The organism is Alcanivorax sediminis (assembly GCF_009601165.1).
Taxonomy (GTDB): Bacteria; Pseudomonadota; Gammaproteobacteria; order Pseudomonadales; family Alcanivoracaceae; genus Alcanivorax; species Alcanivorax sediminis.
Map to the genome: position 1 here is coordinate 2,239,048 of NZ_WIRE01000001.1, position 15,822 is coordinate 2,254,869.

General features: G+C 54.6%; 14 protein-coding genes. 9 read left to right on the plus strand and 5 right to left on the minus strand.

All coding sequences use genetic code 11. The features are described 5' to 3' along the window. Positions 1 to 66 precede the first annotated feature (66 nt). Positions 67 to 651 (minus strand): electron transport complex subunit RsxA, encoded by a 585-nt coding sequence (rsxA, locus tag GFN93_RS10200; protein ID WP_153500994.1) that lies wholly within the window; start codon positions 649 to 651, stop codon positions 67 to 69. Positions 652 to 992: 341 nt separating this feature from the next. Between rsxA and GFN93_RS10205 the strand changes: the two genes are divergently transcribed. The 6 genes from GFN93_RS10205 to GFN93_RS10225 all read left to right on the plus strand — a co-directional run bounded on the left by GFN93_RS10205 (position 993) and on the right by GFN93_RS10225 (position 8,022). After that, complete coding sequence (locus GFN93_RS10205; protein ID WP_328594507.1) at positions 993 to 2,117, plus strand: aminotransferase class V-fold PLP-dependent enzyme; 1,125 nt, start codon at positions 993 to 995, stop codon at positions 2,115 to 2,117. A 26-nt stretch (positions 2,118 to 2,143) separates the two neighbouring features. Further along, positions 2,144 to 2,809 carry an esterase/lipase family protein gene (locus GFN93_RS10210; RefSeq protein ID WP_235901784.1) on the plus strand — a complete coding sequence of 222 codons (666 nt, stop codon included), beginning with the start codon at positions 2,144 to 2,146 and terminating at the stop codon, positions 2,807 to 2,809. Between the two features lie 139 nt (positions 2,810 to 2,948). After that, positions 2,949 to 4,826 carry a hypothetical protein gene (locus tag GFN93_RS10215; RefSeq protein WP_153500996.1) on the plus strand — a complete coding sequence of 626 codons (1,878 nt, stop codon included), beginning with the start codon at positions 2,949 to 2,951 and terminating at the stop codon, positions 4,824 to 4,826. A 12-nt stretch (positions 4,827 to 4,838) separates the two neighbouring features. Beyond that, complete coding sequence (locus tag GFN93_RS17470; protein ID WP_268885543.1) at positions 4,839 to 4,970, plus strand: hypothetical protein; 132 nt, start codon at positions 4,839 to 4,841, stop codon at positions 4,968 to 4,970. A 775-nt stretch (positions 4,971 to 5,745) separates the two neighbouring features. Further along, positions 5,746 to 7,404, plus strand: a complete 1,659-nt coding sequence (locus GFN93_RS10220; protein ID WP_153500997.1) for a metallophosphoesterase — start codon at positions 5,746 to 5,748, stop codon at positions 7,402 to 7,404. A gap of 246 nt (positions 7,405 to 7,650) precedes the next feature. Continuing rightward, positions 7,651 to 8,022 carry a hypothetical protein gene (locus tag GFN93_RS10225; RefSeq protein ID WP_153500998.1) on the plus strand — a complete coding sequence of 124 codons (372 nt, stop codon included), beginning with the start codon at positions 7,651 to 7,653 and terminating at the stop codon, positions 8,020 to 8,022. Between the two features lie 152 nt (positions 8,023 to 8,174). On the opposite strand, the gene GFN93_RS10230 is transcribed toward GFN93_RS10225, so the two are convergent. Next, positions 8,175 to 8,933, minus strand: a complete 759-nt coding sequence (locus tag GFN93_RS10230; protein ID WP_153500999.1) for a glucose 1-dehydrogenase — start codon at positions 8,931 to 8,933, stop codon at positions 8,175 to 8,177. Positions 8,934 to 9,182: 249 nt separating this feature from the next. Here GFN93_RS10230 and GFN93_RS10235 point away from each other — a divergent pair, with 249 nt between their 5' ends. Further along, entirely contained in the window at positions 9,183 to 9,935 is a 753-nt protein-coding gene (locus GFN93_RS10235; RefSeq protein ID WP_153501000.1) for an enhanced serine sensitivity protein SseB C-terminal domain-containing protein, read from the plus strand. A 379-nt stretch (positions 9,936 to 10,314) separates the two neighbouring features. Here the strand turns inward: GFN93_RS10235 and GFN93_RS10240 are convergent, their stop codons facing one another. The 3 genes from GFN93_RS10240 to GFN93_RS10250 form a co-directional block, all read right to left on the minus strand. After that, positions 10,315 to 11,673, minus strand: coding sequence for an oxygenase MpaB family protein (locus GFN93_RS10240; protein ID WP_153501001.1), 1,359 nt, complete (start codon positions 11,671 to 11,673; stop codon positions 10,315 to 10,317). Positions 11,674 to 12,123: 450 nt separating this feature from the next. Beyond that, positions 12,124 to 12,729, minus strand: a complete 606-nt coding sequence (locus tag GFN93_RS10245; protein WP_153501002.1) for an HD domain-containing protein — start codon at positions 12,727 to 12,729, stop codon at positions 12,124 to 12,126. Between the two features lie 32 nt (positions 12,730 to 12,761). Then, positions 12,762 to 13,547: a class II aldolase/adducin family protein gene (locus GFN93_RS10250; RefSeq protein WP_153501003.1), complete on the minus strand. Its 786-nt coding sequence runs from the start codon at positions 13,545 to 13,547 to the stop codon at positions 12,762 to 12,764. An 86-nt stretch (positions 13,548 to 13,633) separates the two neighbouring features. Here GFN93_RS10250 and GFN93_RS10255 point away from each other — a divergent pair, with 86 nt between their 5' ends. After that, positions 13,634 to 14,332 (plus strand): Crp/Fnr family transcriptional regulator, encoded by a 699-nt coding sequence (locus tag GFN93_RS10255; RefSeq protein WP_153501004.1) that lies wholly within the window; start codon positions 13,634 to 13,636, stop codon positions 14,330 to 14,332. 494 nt (positions 14,333 to 14,826) lie between these two features. Further along, positions 14,827 to 15,705, plus strand: coding sequence for a polysaccharide lyase family 7 protein (locus GFN93_RS10260; RefSeq protein ID WP_153501005.1), 879 nt, complete (start codon positions 14,827 to 14,829; stop codon positions 15,703 to 15,705). The last annotated feature ends 117 nt before the right edge of the window (positions 15,706 to 15,822 follow it).

Sequence of the window (15,822 nt, forward strand, 5' to 3'; positions counted from 1 at the left end):
GCATGAGGATTGGCATAAGGCTCCGAGCCAGCGTCAGGCGTCGGGCATCAGGCGTCTGGCGTAATTTCATATCTTGATCAGCCCTGAGAATCCCATGAAGGCCAGTGACATCAAGCCTGCGGTGATCAAACCAATGCTGGGTCCGCGAAAGGCTTCCGGTACATCCGCCACGGCAATGCGTTCACGCATGGCAGCGAACAGGACCAGCACCAGGGAAAAGCCCAGCGCGGCACCAAAGCCGTAGGTCAGGGAAGACATGAAAGTGGCGTCTTCCTGGCGTACGTTCAGCAGGGCGACACCCAGCACCGCACAGTTGGAAGTGATCAGCGGCAGGAACACACCCAGCACGCGGTAAAGCAATGGGCTGGCTTTTTTGACGAACATTTCGGTGAACTGCACGGACACTGCAATCACAAGAATAAAACTGATGGTGCGCAGATACTCCAGTTCGAAGGGAACCAGAATGTAGGCCCATGTCAGGTAGGCCAGCACCGATGAAAGCGTCAGTACGAAGGTGGTGGCCAGGGACATGCCCATGGCAGTCTCGATCTTGTTGGAGACGCCCATGAACGGACAGAGTCCGAGGAATTGCACCAGAACAAAGTTGTTAACCAGCACTGCGCTGATCAGTATCAGGACGTATTCGGTCATGTCACCTTGCTCGCGGGATAATCGCGGTGATGAGGACGCTCTGACAATCTCTTGCGGTTGGCGTTGTGCAAAATGAACGCAAACAAGAGTTTACCCCGAGATCCCCGTATTTTCAGGGGCGCATAGTATGCGTGAGCCCCTGCACAGGCTCAAGAATGATAATGCATAAGCTTAGCGTGATGCCCCCAAGGCATCATTGACCCCAGACACCGGTTTTCTGTGCATTTTGCCACCGCCTGGCCCCTTGAAACTTGCGCTTGCCAGAGCAATCCAGTATCCAGTGATTCGAATACATGAAAGCGCCGACCCTTTGCCGGCGCAGAAGCCAGGAGAGACTCCCCGTGACTGATTTGCCCCGCGACTTTGACCGAGACGGATTGCTGGAATATTCCGTGGTCTTCACGGACCGTTCCCTGAACCATATGTCCCAGCAATTCCAGCAGGTCATGCGGGATATCTCAGACAACCTGAAAAAGGTGTACAACGCGGATACCGTGACCGTGGTGCCGGGGGGAGGCAGCTTTGGTATGGAAGCCGTGGCCCGTCAATTTGCTACTGGCGAGCACTGCCTGGTGATACGTAATGGCTTCTTCAGCTTCCGCTGGAGCCAGATCTTTGACATGGGCAAGATCCCGGCATCGGAAACTGTGCTCAAGGCGCGCCCGGTGGATGAACGCGCCAACGCGCCCTTTGCCCCTGCGCCCATCGAGGACGTCGTCGCTACCATCAAGTCCGAAAAGCCCGCTGTCGTGTTTGCCCCTCATGTGGAAACGGCGTCTGGCATCATTCTGCCTGACGCTTACCTCAAGCAGGTGGCTGAGGCGGTGCATAGTGTGGGTGGTTTGTTCGTACTCGACTGCATTGCCTCCGGCACGATCTGGGTGGATATGAAGGCCATCGGTGTGGATGTGCTGATCAGCGCTCCCCAGAAAGGCTGGAGTTCCTCCCCCTGTAGCGCTCTGGTCATGATGAGTGAGGCGGCCGACAAACGTCTGCAGGAAACGACCTCTACCAGTTTTGCGGCAGACCTGCGCAAGTGGCGCGACATCATGGTGGCTTACGAGAATGGCGGCCATGCCTATCATGCCACCATGCCCACCGATGCCCTGCGCGGCTTCCGCGATACCATGATGGAAACCATTAGTGAAGGCCTGACGGCAGTCAAGGAACGGCAGTGGAAGCTGGGTATGGCAGTTCGTGACCTGCTGGCGGAGCGTGGCTTTGCCAGTGTCGCCGCTCCCGGCTTTGAAGCCCCGGGTGTCGTGGTTTCCTACACCAGTGATGATGCCATCAAGAGTGGCGCTGCCTTCGTGAAACTGGGCATGCAGACCGCGGGAGGTGTGCCGCTCATGTGTGATGAGCCCGCAGACTTCAAGACCTTCCGGGTGGGGCTGTTTGGCCTGGACAAGCTGGGCGACGTGGATGCCGCAGTGGCGCGTCTGAGAAATGCGCTGGATCAGCTGTGATGCCGTTGACAGTGGATAGCTGACAGTTGACTGCGAAACCCAACCCGGACAAGGGAGCGGTCATCCTGCTTCATGGCCTGGCGCGTACTGCGCGGGCCATGAAAAAGATGGAGAAGGCCCTCAGTGATGACGGTTATGTGGTCATTAACCAGGGCTACCCATCTACTCGCCACTCCATTCCAGAGCTGGCGGCTCAAGCTCTGCCGACAGCTTTGGCGCGCTGCCCGAAGCAGGGTGATGTCCATTTCGTCACTCATTCCATGGGCGGCATTTTACTGCGCCAGTATCTCAGTACACATTCACTTCCGCGTCTTGGGCGCACTGTCATGCTCGGACCGCCAAACCAGGGCAGCGAGGTGGTAGACAGGCTGGGCCAGTGGGCGCCGTTTCGCTGGGTCAATGGTCCTGCCGGTGCCCAGATGGGAACCACACCCGACAGTCTGCCCATCCAGCTCGGCCCAGTGGATTTTCCCCTCGGCGTCATTGCCGGCAGTCAGACCATCAACTTCCTGCTTTCCGCGATGCTGCCTGGTCCTAACGACGGAAAGGTCACTGTAGAGAGAACCAAAGTGGCAGGTATGCACGATCATCTTGTCCTGCCGGTGACGCATCCGTTCATGATGCGCAATGTCCGGGTGATTGAGCAGGTCAGATTTTTTCTGGAAACCGGCCGGTTTAACACTTCCCTGTAAAGAAATCACTGCCGTTATCGTTGTGAGGGGCGGACTTGGGCCTGTCTCGGGTCTTTGCTTTACAGGTGTGCAGTGCATATATTTGATCTTTTTCGCAATCCAGCTGTGACCGTAGAGGTTTGTCTTTGGGGGATGAGCCTTGCGCCTCGTCACGCAGTGCAGCAATTCTAAGGGGGAAAACATGCAATTTTCAGGGCGCTTTCTGGCGGCCAGCAGCCTGTTGCTGGCCATCGCGGGTTGCAAATGGGAGCTGGTTGATACCAATTATGCTGTGGAGGAGGCGACTTCCTTTACGCTGGAACGACATCTATCGACGGATTCATTTAGCGGGGAACTAATGGGGGATGAGTACAATCCGCTTAGCTGTGTGTCGCTGCCTGCTGATTGGACACACGAGGTTGATGCCGAATTTACTTCCAACCTTGCAGAACCTCCTGTGCTTGAGCTTACCCTGCAAGCCTCCGCAGCCCTTGCCCTTGAGGAAAGTTTTTCCCGAGAGGGTTTTGACTGGACATGCTACTCCGCATTTCCGACAGCGGAGACGATGGGCGATGTTGCGCAGGGAACGGTCACGTTCACCATCACTCCACATAATGTCAGCGCCCCTGTGCAGATCTTCTCCACGCTGGGATTACAGGTGAATCAAACCATGAGTGCTCTCGCTTTGCATGATGTGTTCCCTGGCACTATTCCTGCCGGTGAACCGGTCAGGCTGGATGATGAAGCGCCCCTGGTGTCTTCGCTTGACGGATTGGAAGGCCCTCAGAATTGGGACATTACCAGCACCAGTTTCAACGGAAAGTTGCTGGTTAATAACCTGACCGGGTTGCCGATGACCACCTTCTCATTTGATGGCGATGCGGTTGTTACTGGTACCGAGTTCCCTTTCCCGGTCGATGCGTTCAGCGAACCGGTTGTGATTGATGGCGAGCTGGTCTTTCCAATCAGCACAGAAGGCGGAATTGTCATGGTGACCACTGTCGATGGTGAGGTCTGGTCACCTGTCGGGACTGGCATCGAGGCGTCGGAAAGCACCGAGATCATTGCACTTTCTTTTGATCAGGAAATGAATCGTTGGGAATTGATTGTCCGTGAAGCGGAGTTGCTCAATGCCTATTTCCTGTCCAATAGTGATGATGAGGGCCGCTTTTTGGTGATCGGCTCCGAGTCCGGAATGGAAACCCCTGCCAGCGGCATCGTAAGAGGCAAGATCAAGGCTGCTGATGGTACGAGCCTGGTGCTACTTCACGATAATGACGTGCTGTCGCTCCTTGAAGTGGGAGAGGCTGACTGGAGTGTTACCCCCTTGCTGAACGGGGCTGTGGAGCCGAGCTCAATGCCGACGCTTGTCATGGGTGACACCCTGTACCTGGCGATTGGGGGAGACGTTGAAGCCAATGGCTTTTACCAGTACTCACTGTCAGGGGGAGGGGCGTTGCAGTGGGTGTCTTCCCTTCCGCTCGAAATGACCTATAGCCTTGCCGCATTCGATGGTGGCCTGTTGCTGACCACCACTGACTCTTTGCTTGTGAGTATCGATGATGGTGCGTCGTGGGAGCCATTACTGAATGATTCCATGGCTGTGCTGGTGACGGCTGGCTGGTCTCTGACCTCTGTGGACATTCAAGCCCTGACCGGGCGAGAGGCTCTGGTCAACATCTCAGCGTGGAACGGCGTTAGCGATGTGCCGTTTCTTTCCGCCATGGTGAAAGTGGATCTCGAAAGCGGTCATGCAACTTTCATGGGGGGAAGTGGCATGGAGCCCAGCATCTCCAGTCCGGAAACGCCCGACACCTCCTGGCGTTACCTTGGAAAGGTCGGTGATGTTCATTACCGCTGGACATTTAATCTGAATAAAGAGGTGGTACTTGAGCGATTCTCGCTGAAAGCTTCTGTCTCTGGGTCTTCAGGCAGCGAGACACCTGCAAGCAGAGGAAGTAGTGGTGGCGGTGGCCTGCCAGGGATTTTTCTGTTTGCCCTGGTTCTGATCGGTTGGCTACGTTTACGTCAACCCTGAAGGTGGATCAAAATGCCTGCTGAGGTTGTCGATAGCCAGGCTTTAAAAAACCTTGCTCAACTCAAAGAAATTTTAAGCTCTGATATCAGCAAAGCAGAAAAACTTGTTGATAAGGAAAAATTAGAATGTGCAGCTAGCCACTGAATCCAGGTGACGCCTACGGCGCACCTGATTTAGGCGTTTGGGTATTTTCTTTATGTCACACCCATCAAGAGAAGTTATGTGGAGCTCTGCAATATAATAAAAGATAACCTGCAGTCGTTAATATTGGTGGTTACTGCTAAGGCCCATGAAATTAAAAAGACCAATCCGTAATTGCGCTGCTTACACTAGCTAATTGATGTGCCAGAGCTGAAAGAAGCGGGGTGGCTTATTTAGCAAGCAGTGGCACCGGGCACTGTAGTTCCCCGGCTTTACTGGACACCTTATCCTGATCTGTGGGCTGCCACTGGTCACGGCATCATGAGTTATCTGATAACCCGATTCAGAAATCAAAATGAAGAAAGCAGAGTTTTTAAACGGTCATTGCTGTTTTTTTTCAAGCCTGTTTCAAATAAAGCCTGTCCAGAATTCATGGCGCTTTAAATATGTCTCCAGCCATGCCTGAGAAATGGAACCCTGTAACGTTAATAGGTTAGCGCTGACAAGATTGGTCGATGTGGGGGAGGAGTGTTGGTTACAAGGCGTTAAGGATGCGCCACAGATTTACCACGATAAGCATACGGCCGAGTTAGTCAAAAATTATAATATTGGTGCTGTCGTGCAAAAAACAAAGATTGCGACAGTGCTTGCCTGCCCAATAGCTGAATTTTCTCGTGATGCCTCATGACAAGGGCCAGCAATGGGGTTCTGGCAAATGGTTTGCAAATGACGCCAGGCTCCCGGGCAATTGCGCCCGGCGGTATGAGGAGGGGATGAAATGGCAGGCCTAAAGTTACCTATGAAAGTTCTATCTCGCACAGCCACCGGCTTGCTGCTGACTGGATTTCTTGGTGCATGTGGTGGTGACGATACAAGCTCACCCGCGGCATCACTGCCGGAAGGTGGTGCTAGAGAGGCTGTGGGAATGCCGCCTGCGGTAATGCCACCCGAGGCCATCCCTCCTGAGTTGCAACCCGCCCTGCGATTTGCCCACTTTGTGGAGCGTACGGAACTGGCACAAGCCGGCGTTCTTGAAAGAGTAAAGCGCAATCTGCGCTATATGCATATTACCGATATGCAGCTTGTAGATGACGATGCCCCTTTCCCGATGCGCGTGGGTTTACTCGACGAAGTCTTCGCAGCCACCATCTCCACTGGGGGAGAACGACCCCAAGAGGAATATGCAGACGAAATCATGGCTTCATTGGTGCAAGTGGTGAACCTGGAGCACCAGGATGACCCCTTTGCATTTGCGATTCATACTGGCGATAACATTGATAACGGATTGGAAAATGAGGCAATGCGTTATCTCGACCTTATCGACGGTCACCATACGACGGTGGGGCCTATTTCGGGACTTTCCTGTCAACCGGATGGTCAATCGCAAAGTACCGAGGACTTCTTCAACGACCAGACCTTCAACTGCACGTCATTGCCGGAAACGGTGGTCGATTCAGTAACGGGCTTTAGTGCCGATTTGCCCTCATTTATTTCGATTGGAAACCATGATCTGTTGGTTCAGGGCAATGTTGCCATCGAGCCAAGCTTTCAAGAGCTGGCCTTATTGTACGGACGTCATTTCTTGCATGAAGATGAACTGATACGCATGCACTTTGCGGATCTTACGCCTTGTAATGGGGGAAGCGCTGATGATGATTACGGCCACGGGTTTGGTTTCGTCGACGAGGTCCGCCGCTGTGATGCAGATGTAGAAAACGATGGCTATTACGCGTTTTTAAGCGGCGGTATCCTGCATATTGTTTTGAATACCGTGAATGACGATATTTTTCAAACCAACGAATACACAGCTTTCCTGCCAGATGAGAGTGTAACCGGGCATGATTTGGTGACCGGGCTTTCAGAGGGGGCCCTTGATCTCACTCAATGGGCTTGGCTTAAGTCCATGATTGAAGCGCATAGCGACAAGCTGGTTATCCTGTACTCCCATCACACCATCAATTCGTTTTATAGCAGCCAGTTTGATGCTTTGTGCGGGCCGCCGGGCTGCGTGAATGATGTACTGTCTGCAGCCGGATTTGTCGGTCGAGATGAGGTTCGCGCACAACTGGATCAGTATCCTAACCTGTTGGCCTGGATTGGTGGGCATACGCACCAGCACAGGATTACCCCTTTCCTCAGCGATTCCACGGACGGCTTTTGGAATATTGAAACGGCGGGATTACTGGATCTGCCCCAGGAAAACAGGACGATCGAAATCTGGATCGATGAGCAAGCGCGAAAGGGCGTGATAGCCGTAGATCCGATTACTCACAATTTCGAGTTGGCGCGTGAGATTGCGATGACAGATAGTCAGCACAACGCTGAAGTGGCGGCTGGTGAGCCGGGCGATCGCAGCGCACTATTGTGGTTTGATATCGAAGAAGGAATCACTCTGCCGGCGGTGGCCGATACACCTCCAACGCCAGTTTTTGAATAGCGCATCCAGTAAGCGAGTCAAAAACAGGTATAACGCTACTGTCACACGCATCGGGTCATGTGGAAATTTCGGCGGCGAATGTTGATTAGCTCATCGCTGGCGAGGATAACGCCCACGGTATAACCCCCGTTTGTTGCTGACCTGGTATCGACAGGGCCATGGGGGCAGAGTTGTCGTGCGATGAAACCCTCTGCAGTTCCTGATGTGCTAAAGTGGCCCGCAACACCCCCAACCCCGGATCCCTTCATGCTCGTCTACCTCCTTGTGGCCTGTGACGGCCTTGATGAAAAGCAGGAAAAGAAGCTCAAGCGCAATCTGCCAGATCTCCAGGGAGCGCTGCAGGCCTATGTGGAAGAGAATGAAGCGGCGAATGCTGCGCTGATGAATGAGTGCCAGAGCGATGAGTGTGAAGACTGGGTGCTGGGCATCAGCCAGCCGGTGAAGAAGAAGGCAGCGCTGAAACCGCTGGTGGCCTTTTTTAATGACCTTGCCAAGAAGTACGCAGTGGATTGTGAGGTGGGCTCCATTGAGGATGATCAGCGTGACCCTGTGAGCTATTTCGGCAAGCAGGAAGGGCAGGGGGATGCGTTCCTGATTGCTGCTTACCTGGGGCTGTAGTGGCCCCCGGGTACGGCGGCGCAGTCGTTGCCGCCTCACCCTTTGTGTCGCCAGATGACGCCGGTCACTACCTGTTTAGCTCGCGTGCTGCCTCCTGTCCTGATTCGGTGTCCTGATACAGAATGTTCTTGCCTTCAGGCTGAAACGTCCCGCTAGCGCGTAGTCAAGCCGCCATCCACCGCCAGTGCCTGACCGGTAACAAAACTGGCCAGTGGTGAGGCGAGCCATACCACGGCATTGGCCACTTCCTCGGGCGTGCCCATCCGGTTCATGGGATGCAGCCCGGCAAACTGGGTCTCCACCTCCGGATCCTGGCCGGTAATCCGATCGATCATCTCCGTCTTGATGGCGCCGGGGCAGACCACATTGACGCGGATATTCTGCTCTGCGTATTCCAGCGCGGCTGTCCTGGTCAGCTGTACCACGCCGCCCTTCGATGCACAGTAAGCGGGCAAGCCGGGGAAGCCAACCAGGCCCGCAACGGAGGCGATGTTGACGATAGCACCATGCCCCTGTTCAGCCATCATGCCGAGCTGGGTCTTCATGCACAGAAAGACGCCACGAAGGTTGGTTGCGATGGTGCTGTCGAAGTTATCCAGGGTGCAGTCTGCAGTGGGCGCCTGAATACCTTCGATACCTGCGTTATTGCAGGCAGCATCCAGTCTGCCGAAGTGGGCAAAGGCCCGACGGTGAAGCTCGCTGACGTCCTGTGGATCACTCACATCAGCACTGACGAACAGGATGTCCCTGCCTGTGGATTCGCGAAGCGCATCCGCGCTGTTTTGTCCTCGCGTGGCATCCTTGTCCGTGAGTACCAGGTTGCAGCCTGCCCGGGCGAACGCCTCTGCAGTTGCATAGCCAATGCCGGTGGCCGATCCGGTTACCAGAGCAACAGCCGATTCACTAAACATGACAACCTCCTTGTTCCTTATTGAACGGTTCCAATCACTTTACGCCTGCAGGGCGCCCAATCCTTGATGTAAGGCAAGAGAGTGAACAGATGTGGCAGAAAAGTGGCGGAAATGGAGGGTTTTTCGGTCAATGTAAGCCATGTCTTACAGACAAGCGGCGCGCATTTACAGAGAATGAATTTTATTCGAGTTGCGGGGTTCAGTGTCTTTGCGGTCCCGGCCCAATAATACCAATACAACGAGTTATCCATGAATACGCTCCATGCCGCCCTGATTGATGCCGCCCATGAAGCGGCAAAACGCCCCGCCTTCTACAAGGCACTGATGAATGCCGACGTGTTTGTCATCGGTCATACCGATCAGCCGGGCGAGCAGGATGGACATCACACACTGCCGCAGGGGGCAGGGGTCTCTCTGGTGAACTGGGAGAAAGCCGACGGCACGCCTGTGATTCCCTTTTTTACCCATCTTGAGGCGTTGCAGCGGGCTATTGATAGTGAGACCACCTATCTTGCCTTACCCGCTCGCAGCCTGTTTGAAATGACCCTTGGCGCCACGCTTTTCCTGAATCCCAAGTCGGACTATGGCAAAGAATTTGTCCCCCACGAAATTGAGGCGCTGCTGCAGACGGGGATGAACCAGCAGGCGCAGACCCGGGTGGTAGAAAAGGAGACGCAGGTGTTGCTTGGCCAACCTTCTCAATACCCGCAGGCCATGGTGAATGCGCTGAATCAATTGCTGCCGTCTCATCCTTCGGTAAGGGCCGCGTATCTTTGCTTGATGCATAACCCGGCTGAAGACGAAAAACCGACGCTGTTAGTGGGTTTTGAAGGGGAGAGACTCGAGCAGGCCATGCGTGAAGCGGGCTCGGTAGTGGCGGATACGGCTCCGGAAGGACAGCCTGTGGATTTTGTCGTTGTGGATGAAAGTGGTAGCGGACTTGGTGGTTACATGAAAGAAAGCGGGGCGTTTTACCAGTGTGCTGGTGAGATGCAGGCTTGATAGTGTCTTAGGCCAACCCTGGTGGCTGCGGCAAGGAGGCCGGTATGCAGTGTCCTCAGTGTGAGGAACCCATGACTCCCGGGATAGTGGAGAGTAAAACCTCATGGCTGCATCGGTTGCTGATGGGCGCCGGGCGGTTGAAACCGTTGTACTTCAAGGCATCATCCCCCGGCGCGAAGAAAGAAGTGGTATTGCAAAATGGCTCGCTTGCCCAAGCTTGCAAGTGTGCCATTTGCGGTACGCTAATCGTCATACCTTCCCGTCGCAGAGGCTGATGTTATTCCGGTAATCCGGCGGCGCAGGTTCTTTCGGGTAAAAAAAGGCAGTGACGGTGGCCGCTGCCCGTTCTCCTGTGGGTGGTAAGCGCTTTGCGCCCCTCTCAGGCAGCAGATTCCCTGGTGGTAGGGTTGTACTGGTTGGCATCGGAGGTGTACTCGGCATGGCCGTATTCCACCAGTAACTCCTTGATGCGTTTCACCAGCACTTTATCCGCCATCCTGTTGACGACAGGGATATCCTGAAGGATCCGGAATGCGGTCAGCCGTGGCAGGATGAACAGGTTGCCTGCGGAGAACAGGGCGTAATCCAGCAGGTGCGGTTCCACTCCCATCTCTTTCGCCTTGGATTTGTCCTTGCGGCCGAGGAAGGCTTCTGTGAAGAAGACTTTGGAGTAGCTGCGCTCCACAGCATTGTGAAGCTTGTTGAAAACCGATTTGGTCTTGGGGCGATACACCGACATCGTGGCACGGGTCAGTTCTCCACAGGTTTCGTGGTCATAGCCCTCGCGCAAGGTCCCTGAGTAGGTAAGCATGGTGTCGATGATGTCCTGCGCCCTGGCAGGCAGCAGCTCTTCCGGCAATCCCAGAAGAAAGCATTCGTAGCGGGACAACTCGACAATCGCACGTTCCTGGCGGGTAAACTCGGTGCGGCCTTTACGCCTGGCCTTGAAGGCGGTCAGGTAAGCGGGCATGGTCCCGGCAGGCATCTGGTCCACTTGGGGGATCGGTATACCGTAAACGGCAGGGTCCCAGGGTCCGCCTTTATCAGGGGTACAGCGTTTCAGAATATTGAAACGCACCATGGAGTGCATCAGGCGCACCATGGCTGCGGCCTTGAACCCGGGGCCAAAACGCTCCAACGCACCGGGCAGCGTGGCGGTGGTAAAGAAACTGGATGTCTCATTAATGCGCTGGTTCACCGATTCGTTGGCCAGGGTGCCGGTGATGGCCATTGGCAGGCCTGAGTACTTGTTCATGAAGGTGGCGACAAAGGCGCCCCGGATCACATAGGGGGCCAGGTTGGCCATCTGGTTACGGCTCAGGCGCGCCCCCTCACGTACCAGCGCCATGTCTACCCACTCAGGGGTGTCCTCCATGGCCTGGATGAAATCCACCAGTTCCTTTGGCGGGTTCTCAACGGCATCAAGACCTTCATCGCAGGCCTTTTTCAGCATGGTGATCAGGTTGCGAAATCCATACTCCGGCATCAGTGCCGCGTAGGCATCGGCAACCACATCGCCGAGCAGGGTGTAGGCGCGGGCGCGTTCCACTTTTTCCCGGTTTGCCAGAATGTCCGGGCGGAATTTATCGGAAAATCTGCTCGGCAGTGCACTGCGAACATTGATGTCGTCAGTGAATCGCTCCGGGGTGGCATCAAAATCGATGTCGCCATAGAGGGAGGGGATCAGGGTTTTCTGTGCACGCACCTTTTCCCAGAGTGCATCCAGAGATTTCGACATTGTGACCTCAGCGTTAACCCGGGTTTATAGGGCATACATAGCGTTTACGGTGCCGGGCTGGCAATGACTGAAAGTGGTCACATGGGAACTGGTGGGTTTTTGGCCCGGAATGACGGGAAAAAGGAAACAGGGGAGGGGAAAGTGTTGAGCCACGAGCTACGCTCGGCTGGATAGGGAAACCTCAAATCGTTCCCGGGTTTTTAGGCTAATGGAAACGCCTCCCCAATCGTCGTGTTCAGCGACATGCAGAATCTGATACCCCTGCAGGAACGTAGCGCAGCGGAGTAACGCACGCAGTGCGGCCCGAGGGGCAGCGAATAAAGCGAACAAGTTGGCTCTCCTGCAGCATGCCTCGGCGTCGTGCCCAAAATCCAAACGCCCAAGTAAAAAAAAGCCTGGCCATCAAGGCCAGGCTGCTTTTGAACTTCGAACCTCGAACCTCGAACCTCGCTACTGGCTTTTCTCCTGTTCTTCCATCGCTGCCTTGTAGAGCGACTTGCGGGGTTCGGAGAACACTTTGCGCAGCATGGGCTCAAAGTACTCCAACGGCAGGATTTCGCCTTCCGGCTGGAATGCCGGGGCATCGTACTTGCTGACGAATTCCACGGTCTGTTTGAAGTGTGGGTGATCCTTGTAATTGTCGCGCAGGTTGCGATCCATGCCGAGATAATGGAAAAAGTAGTAGCCCTGGAAGATGGCGTGGTGCTTCACCATCCAGTGGTTGGCTTCACTCACAAAGGGTTCCAGCAAAACAGCGGCCACGTCGGCGTGGTTGTAGGTGCCGAGGGTATCGCCGATGTCATGCAGCAGGGCGCAGACTACGTATTCGTCGTCTTTACCGTCACGATGGGCAAGCGTGGCCGTTTGCAGGCAATGCTGAAAACGGTCGATCTGGAAACCGCCAAAATCTCCCTGCAGCAGGCGCAGATGATCCATGATGCGGTCGGCGAGCCCATGGCGGAAATCACCGAAGCTGTCAGCGATGATTTTCCAGTCTTCGGCGGTACCGTCTTTCATGTGCTGGAATTCAGCACGGGGCTGGCTCATGTCATTCATGATTGCTCTCCCGAGTGTTGTTATGTGATGGATTAATCTGCGTAGCCCGGATTGACACGATCCAGTTTGCGCAGCAACCCCGGCCAGGCCAGCTTGCCACCCATACCCTTGGTTACCTGATCCGCCTGTTGCTTGATGGTATCCACAATGCCGGCAGGAATAGGCGTTAGGGCACGATTGCCTGCCAACGTGGCTACCTGAATCTCACAGGCACGCTGCAGGATGAACATGTTCAGGAAGGTATCTGCCACCGTGCTGCCAACAGTAAGCAGGCCATGGTTGCGCAGGATCATGAAGTTGGTGGTGCCCAGATCTGCCTGCAGACGGGCCTTTTCGTCCTCACGCAGGGCTACGCCTTCGTAGTCGTGGTAGGACAGGTTGGACAACGGGAACAAGCTTTGCTGGGACAGGGCCAGCAGGCCGTCCTGTTGTGCAGAGACGGCGACGCCCTCGGTGGTGTGGGTATGCATCACACAGTGGGCATCTTCACGCACCGCATGTACGGCGCTATGAATGGTGAAGCCGGCCGGGTTGATGTCGAAATCATTGGGGTCGAGCTTGTTACCGTCCTGATCTACGCGCACCAGGCTGGAGGCGGTGATTTCATCGAACATCATGCCGAAGGGGTTGATCAGGAAATGATGCTCAGCACCGGGAATTCGCGCAGACAGATGGGTAAAGATCAGTTCGTCCCAGCCGTACAGGGCCACCAGCCGATAGGCGGCGGCGAGATCAACACGCAGTTGCCATTCTTCTGCGCTGACCTGGCTTTGGCGTGAGGGAATGCTGGCTGGGTCCAGTTGCACCTTGCTGTTCATGTTCGCTCTCCGGTTTCGTTATTGGTATTTCTTGAGTGTAGGCCCGGGAGGCTTGGCAAGACTGTCAACAAGTTTACAATTGACGGATGATTGATGTCGTCGAAGTGTTACGGGCCTGCCCTCTGTTTGCTGGCTTCCCGGATGTGGCCATTAGCGAGGCCGCGCCCCATGCCCGCGTGCGCCGGTTTGGCAAGAATGAGGCCGTCTACGAAAAGGGCGAGCCTCAGGTTTGGCTATGCGTTATCGCCTCAGGAATGGTACGGATCCATTCGGTGAATGCTCAGGGGCGCGAGGCCATGCTGATCGTGCTGGACCAGGGGGCCTGGGTAGGTGATGCCGTGTTTGCGCCGGGTGCGGGCAGGGTTTACGGTGCCACCGCGCATACGGATGCGGAGATTGTGGAGCTACCCGGGGAGTTCTTCCGGGGCCTGATGGCGCGTTATCCGCAGAGTTATCCGGTGGTACTGGACTGTATTAGCCGTCGGCTTTGGTCGGCCATGACATTGATTGAGGAGGATGCTCTGCGTGGAACCCTGACACGCATTGGCCGGCGTCTGTTGTTTCTCTGCGATATCCAGCGTGGCGGAGGCAAGGCGGGGGCGGGCCCGGTGACCATCGCGCTAACCCGTGAGCATATCGCCAACATGATGGGCATGACCCGCCAGGGCGTTCATCAAACCCTGAAACGGTTCCAGGACGAAGGGTTAATCGAGCTTGGTTACGGCTTTATTACCGTGACAGATGAGCAGGCCCTCTCTGCGTTTCTCGATACCTCGCTTGACTGAAGCTGCACTCTCGGGGCACAGGGGGCTGATGTTAAAACTGTTGCCCGCATCTGGATGATGAAAATGGCTATTATTCAGGTGGTTATGGTAGGCCCTGGCCACGTGGCTTGGTTTTCTTTTATTTCGCAACACTAAAATACCGGATTTTATTCATTCCTTTCATTCTGGCCTAATTCGTACGGCTATCAAAATTAATCCGTAAAAACATTTTTATACGCCACCAATTAATACCTTTGGCTATTTTTAATATAAGAAACGCTCCGTTCTCCTTTTTAATATAGCGAATACGTAATCGAAAACCGTTGACAGGTTTTAAGTTGAATTCATTAGACGGTTTGCGTCACATTTTAACGAAAGCCCCATGGATTGGGAGTTTCTTGGCCGCTAGCATTTTCCCCAGTCGTTAAGGCTAAGAATAAATTCTTAATACTCATGGGCGGTCATCAGGGAGGTGCTGTCTCAACTTGCATAAGGAGAATAATCAGGAATAAGAGATGTGTTCTTTATATAAAACGCTGATTTTTATTTTTACGCTCAATGCTATTGGTTGTGGTGGATCAGATACCCCTTCGGCTATTTCAGATCCCGACAGTGGTAGCACGAGTCTTGAAACCTCGTCGGAAGAGGGCAAGCAGTCAGACGACAGTGAGATCCCGGTCGACAGTTCTTCGCAACCTGGCTCCGGCAGCACGGATACCGCCGCGGCGGAGGATAAGTCCTACAAAGATGCCTTCATTTCGCCATTCTCAACCAGTGTTCACCAGTACGAAGTCACAGATGGCGTCATTGGTAAAGAAACTATCTACACCGATGAGCTACTGACCTTTCCGGAAACCGAGTACTTCTATTTTCAAGACAGCTCTCTGGTTTATGAGTTGACGAGAGAAGGGGAGCCCAAAAAGCGCTCTGAGTTGCGCCAGTACCCGGAGTGGGGAGTGGCCAACAAAAACAGCATGATAGGCACCCTGCAGCTTTCTTCCTCACCGCTTAATGAGTACACCTGGATGCAGTTGCATCGCAAGGAGTCGTATTCGACCAGGCCCCCGCTTCGATTGACCTGGGCCAAGGCGCAGTCCATTGACGGTAGGGTGTATCAGGACTATCTGGTGGCTGTTTTCTATCATGAGAATGGCGGCTACAAGAAAGTGCCGCTAATGCCGCGTCCCGATGGAGACATGGTCACAGAGTTACGCACGTACAATCATCAGGTGTTCATTACGATTAATGGCAACCTGCTTCACGTGGAAAATGTGGCGGACTGGGCTGGTTACAAGTGCTACTTCAAGGCGGGTCTCTATCTTTCTGGCAGTGAGCCTGCTGAAGGCCAGGCCAAGGTGAAGATGTCCGCTCTTTCGTTTGATATCGAGGGTTAATGAGACTGAGAGTGATTAGTCCACCCTTGCCGTTTCGGGATGGACAGGAGGTGCTTGCACTTCCGCTGTGACAAAACAAAAAAGGCCGCACCCGGAAACGAGGCGCGGCCTTTTTTG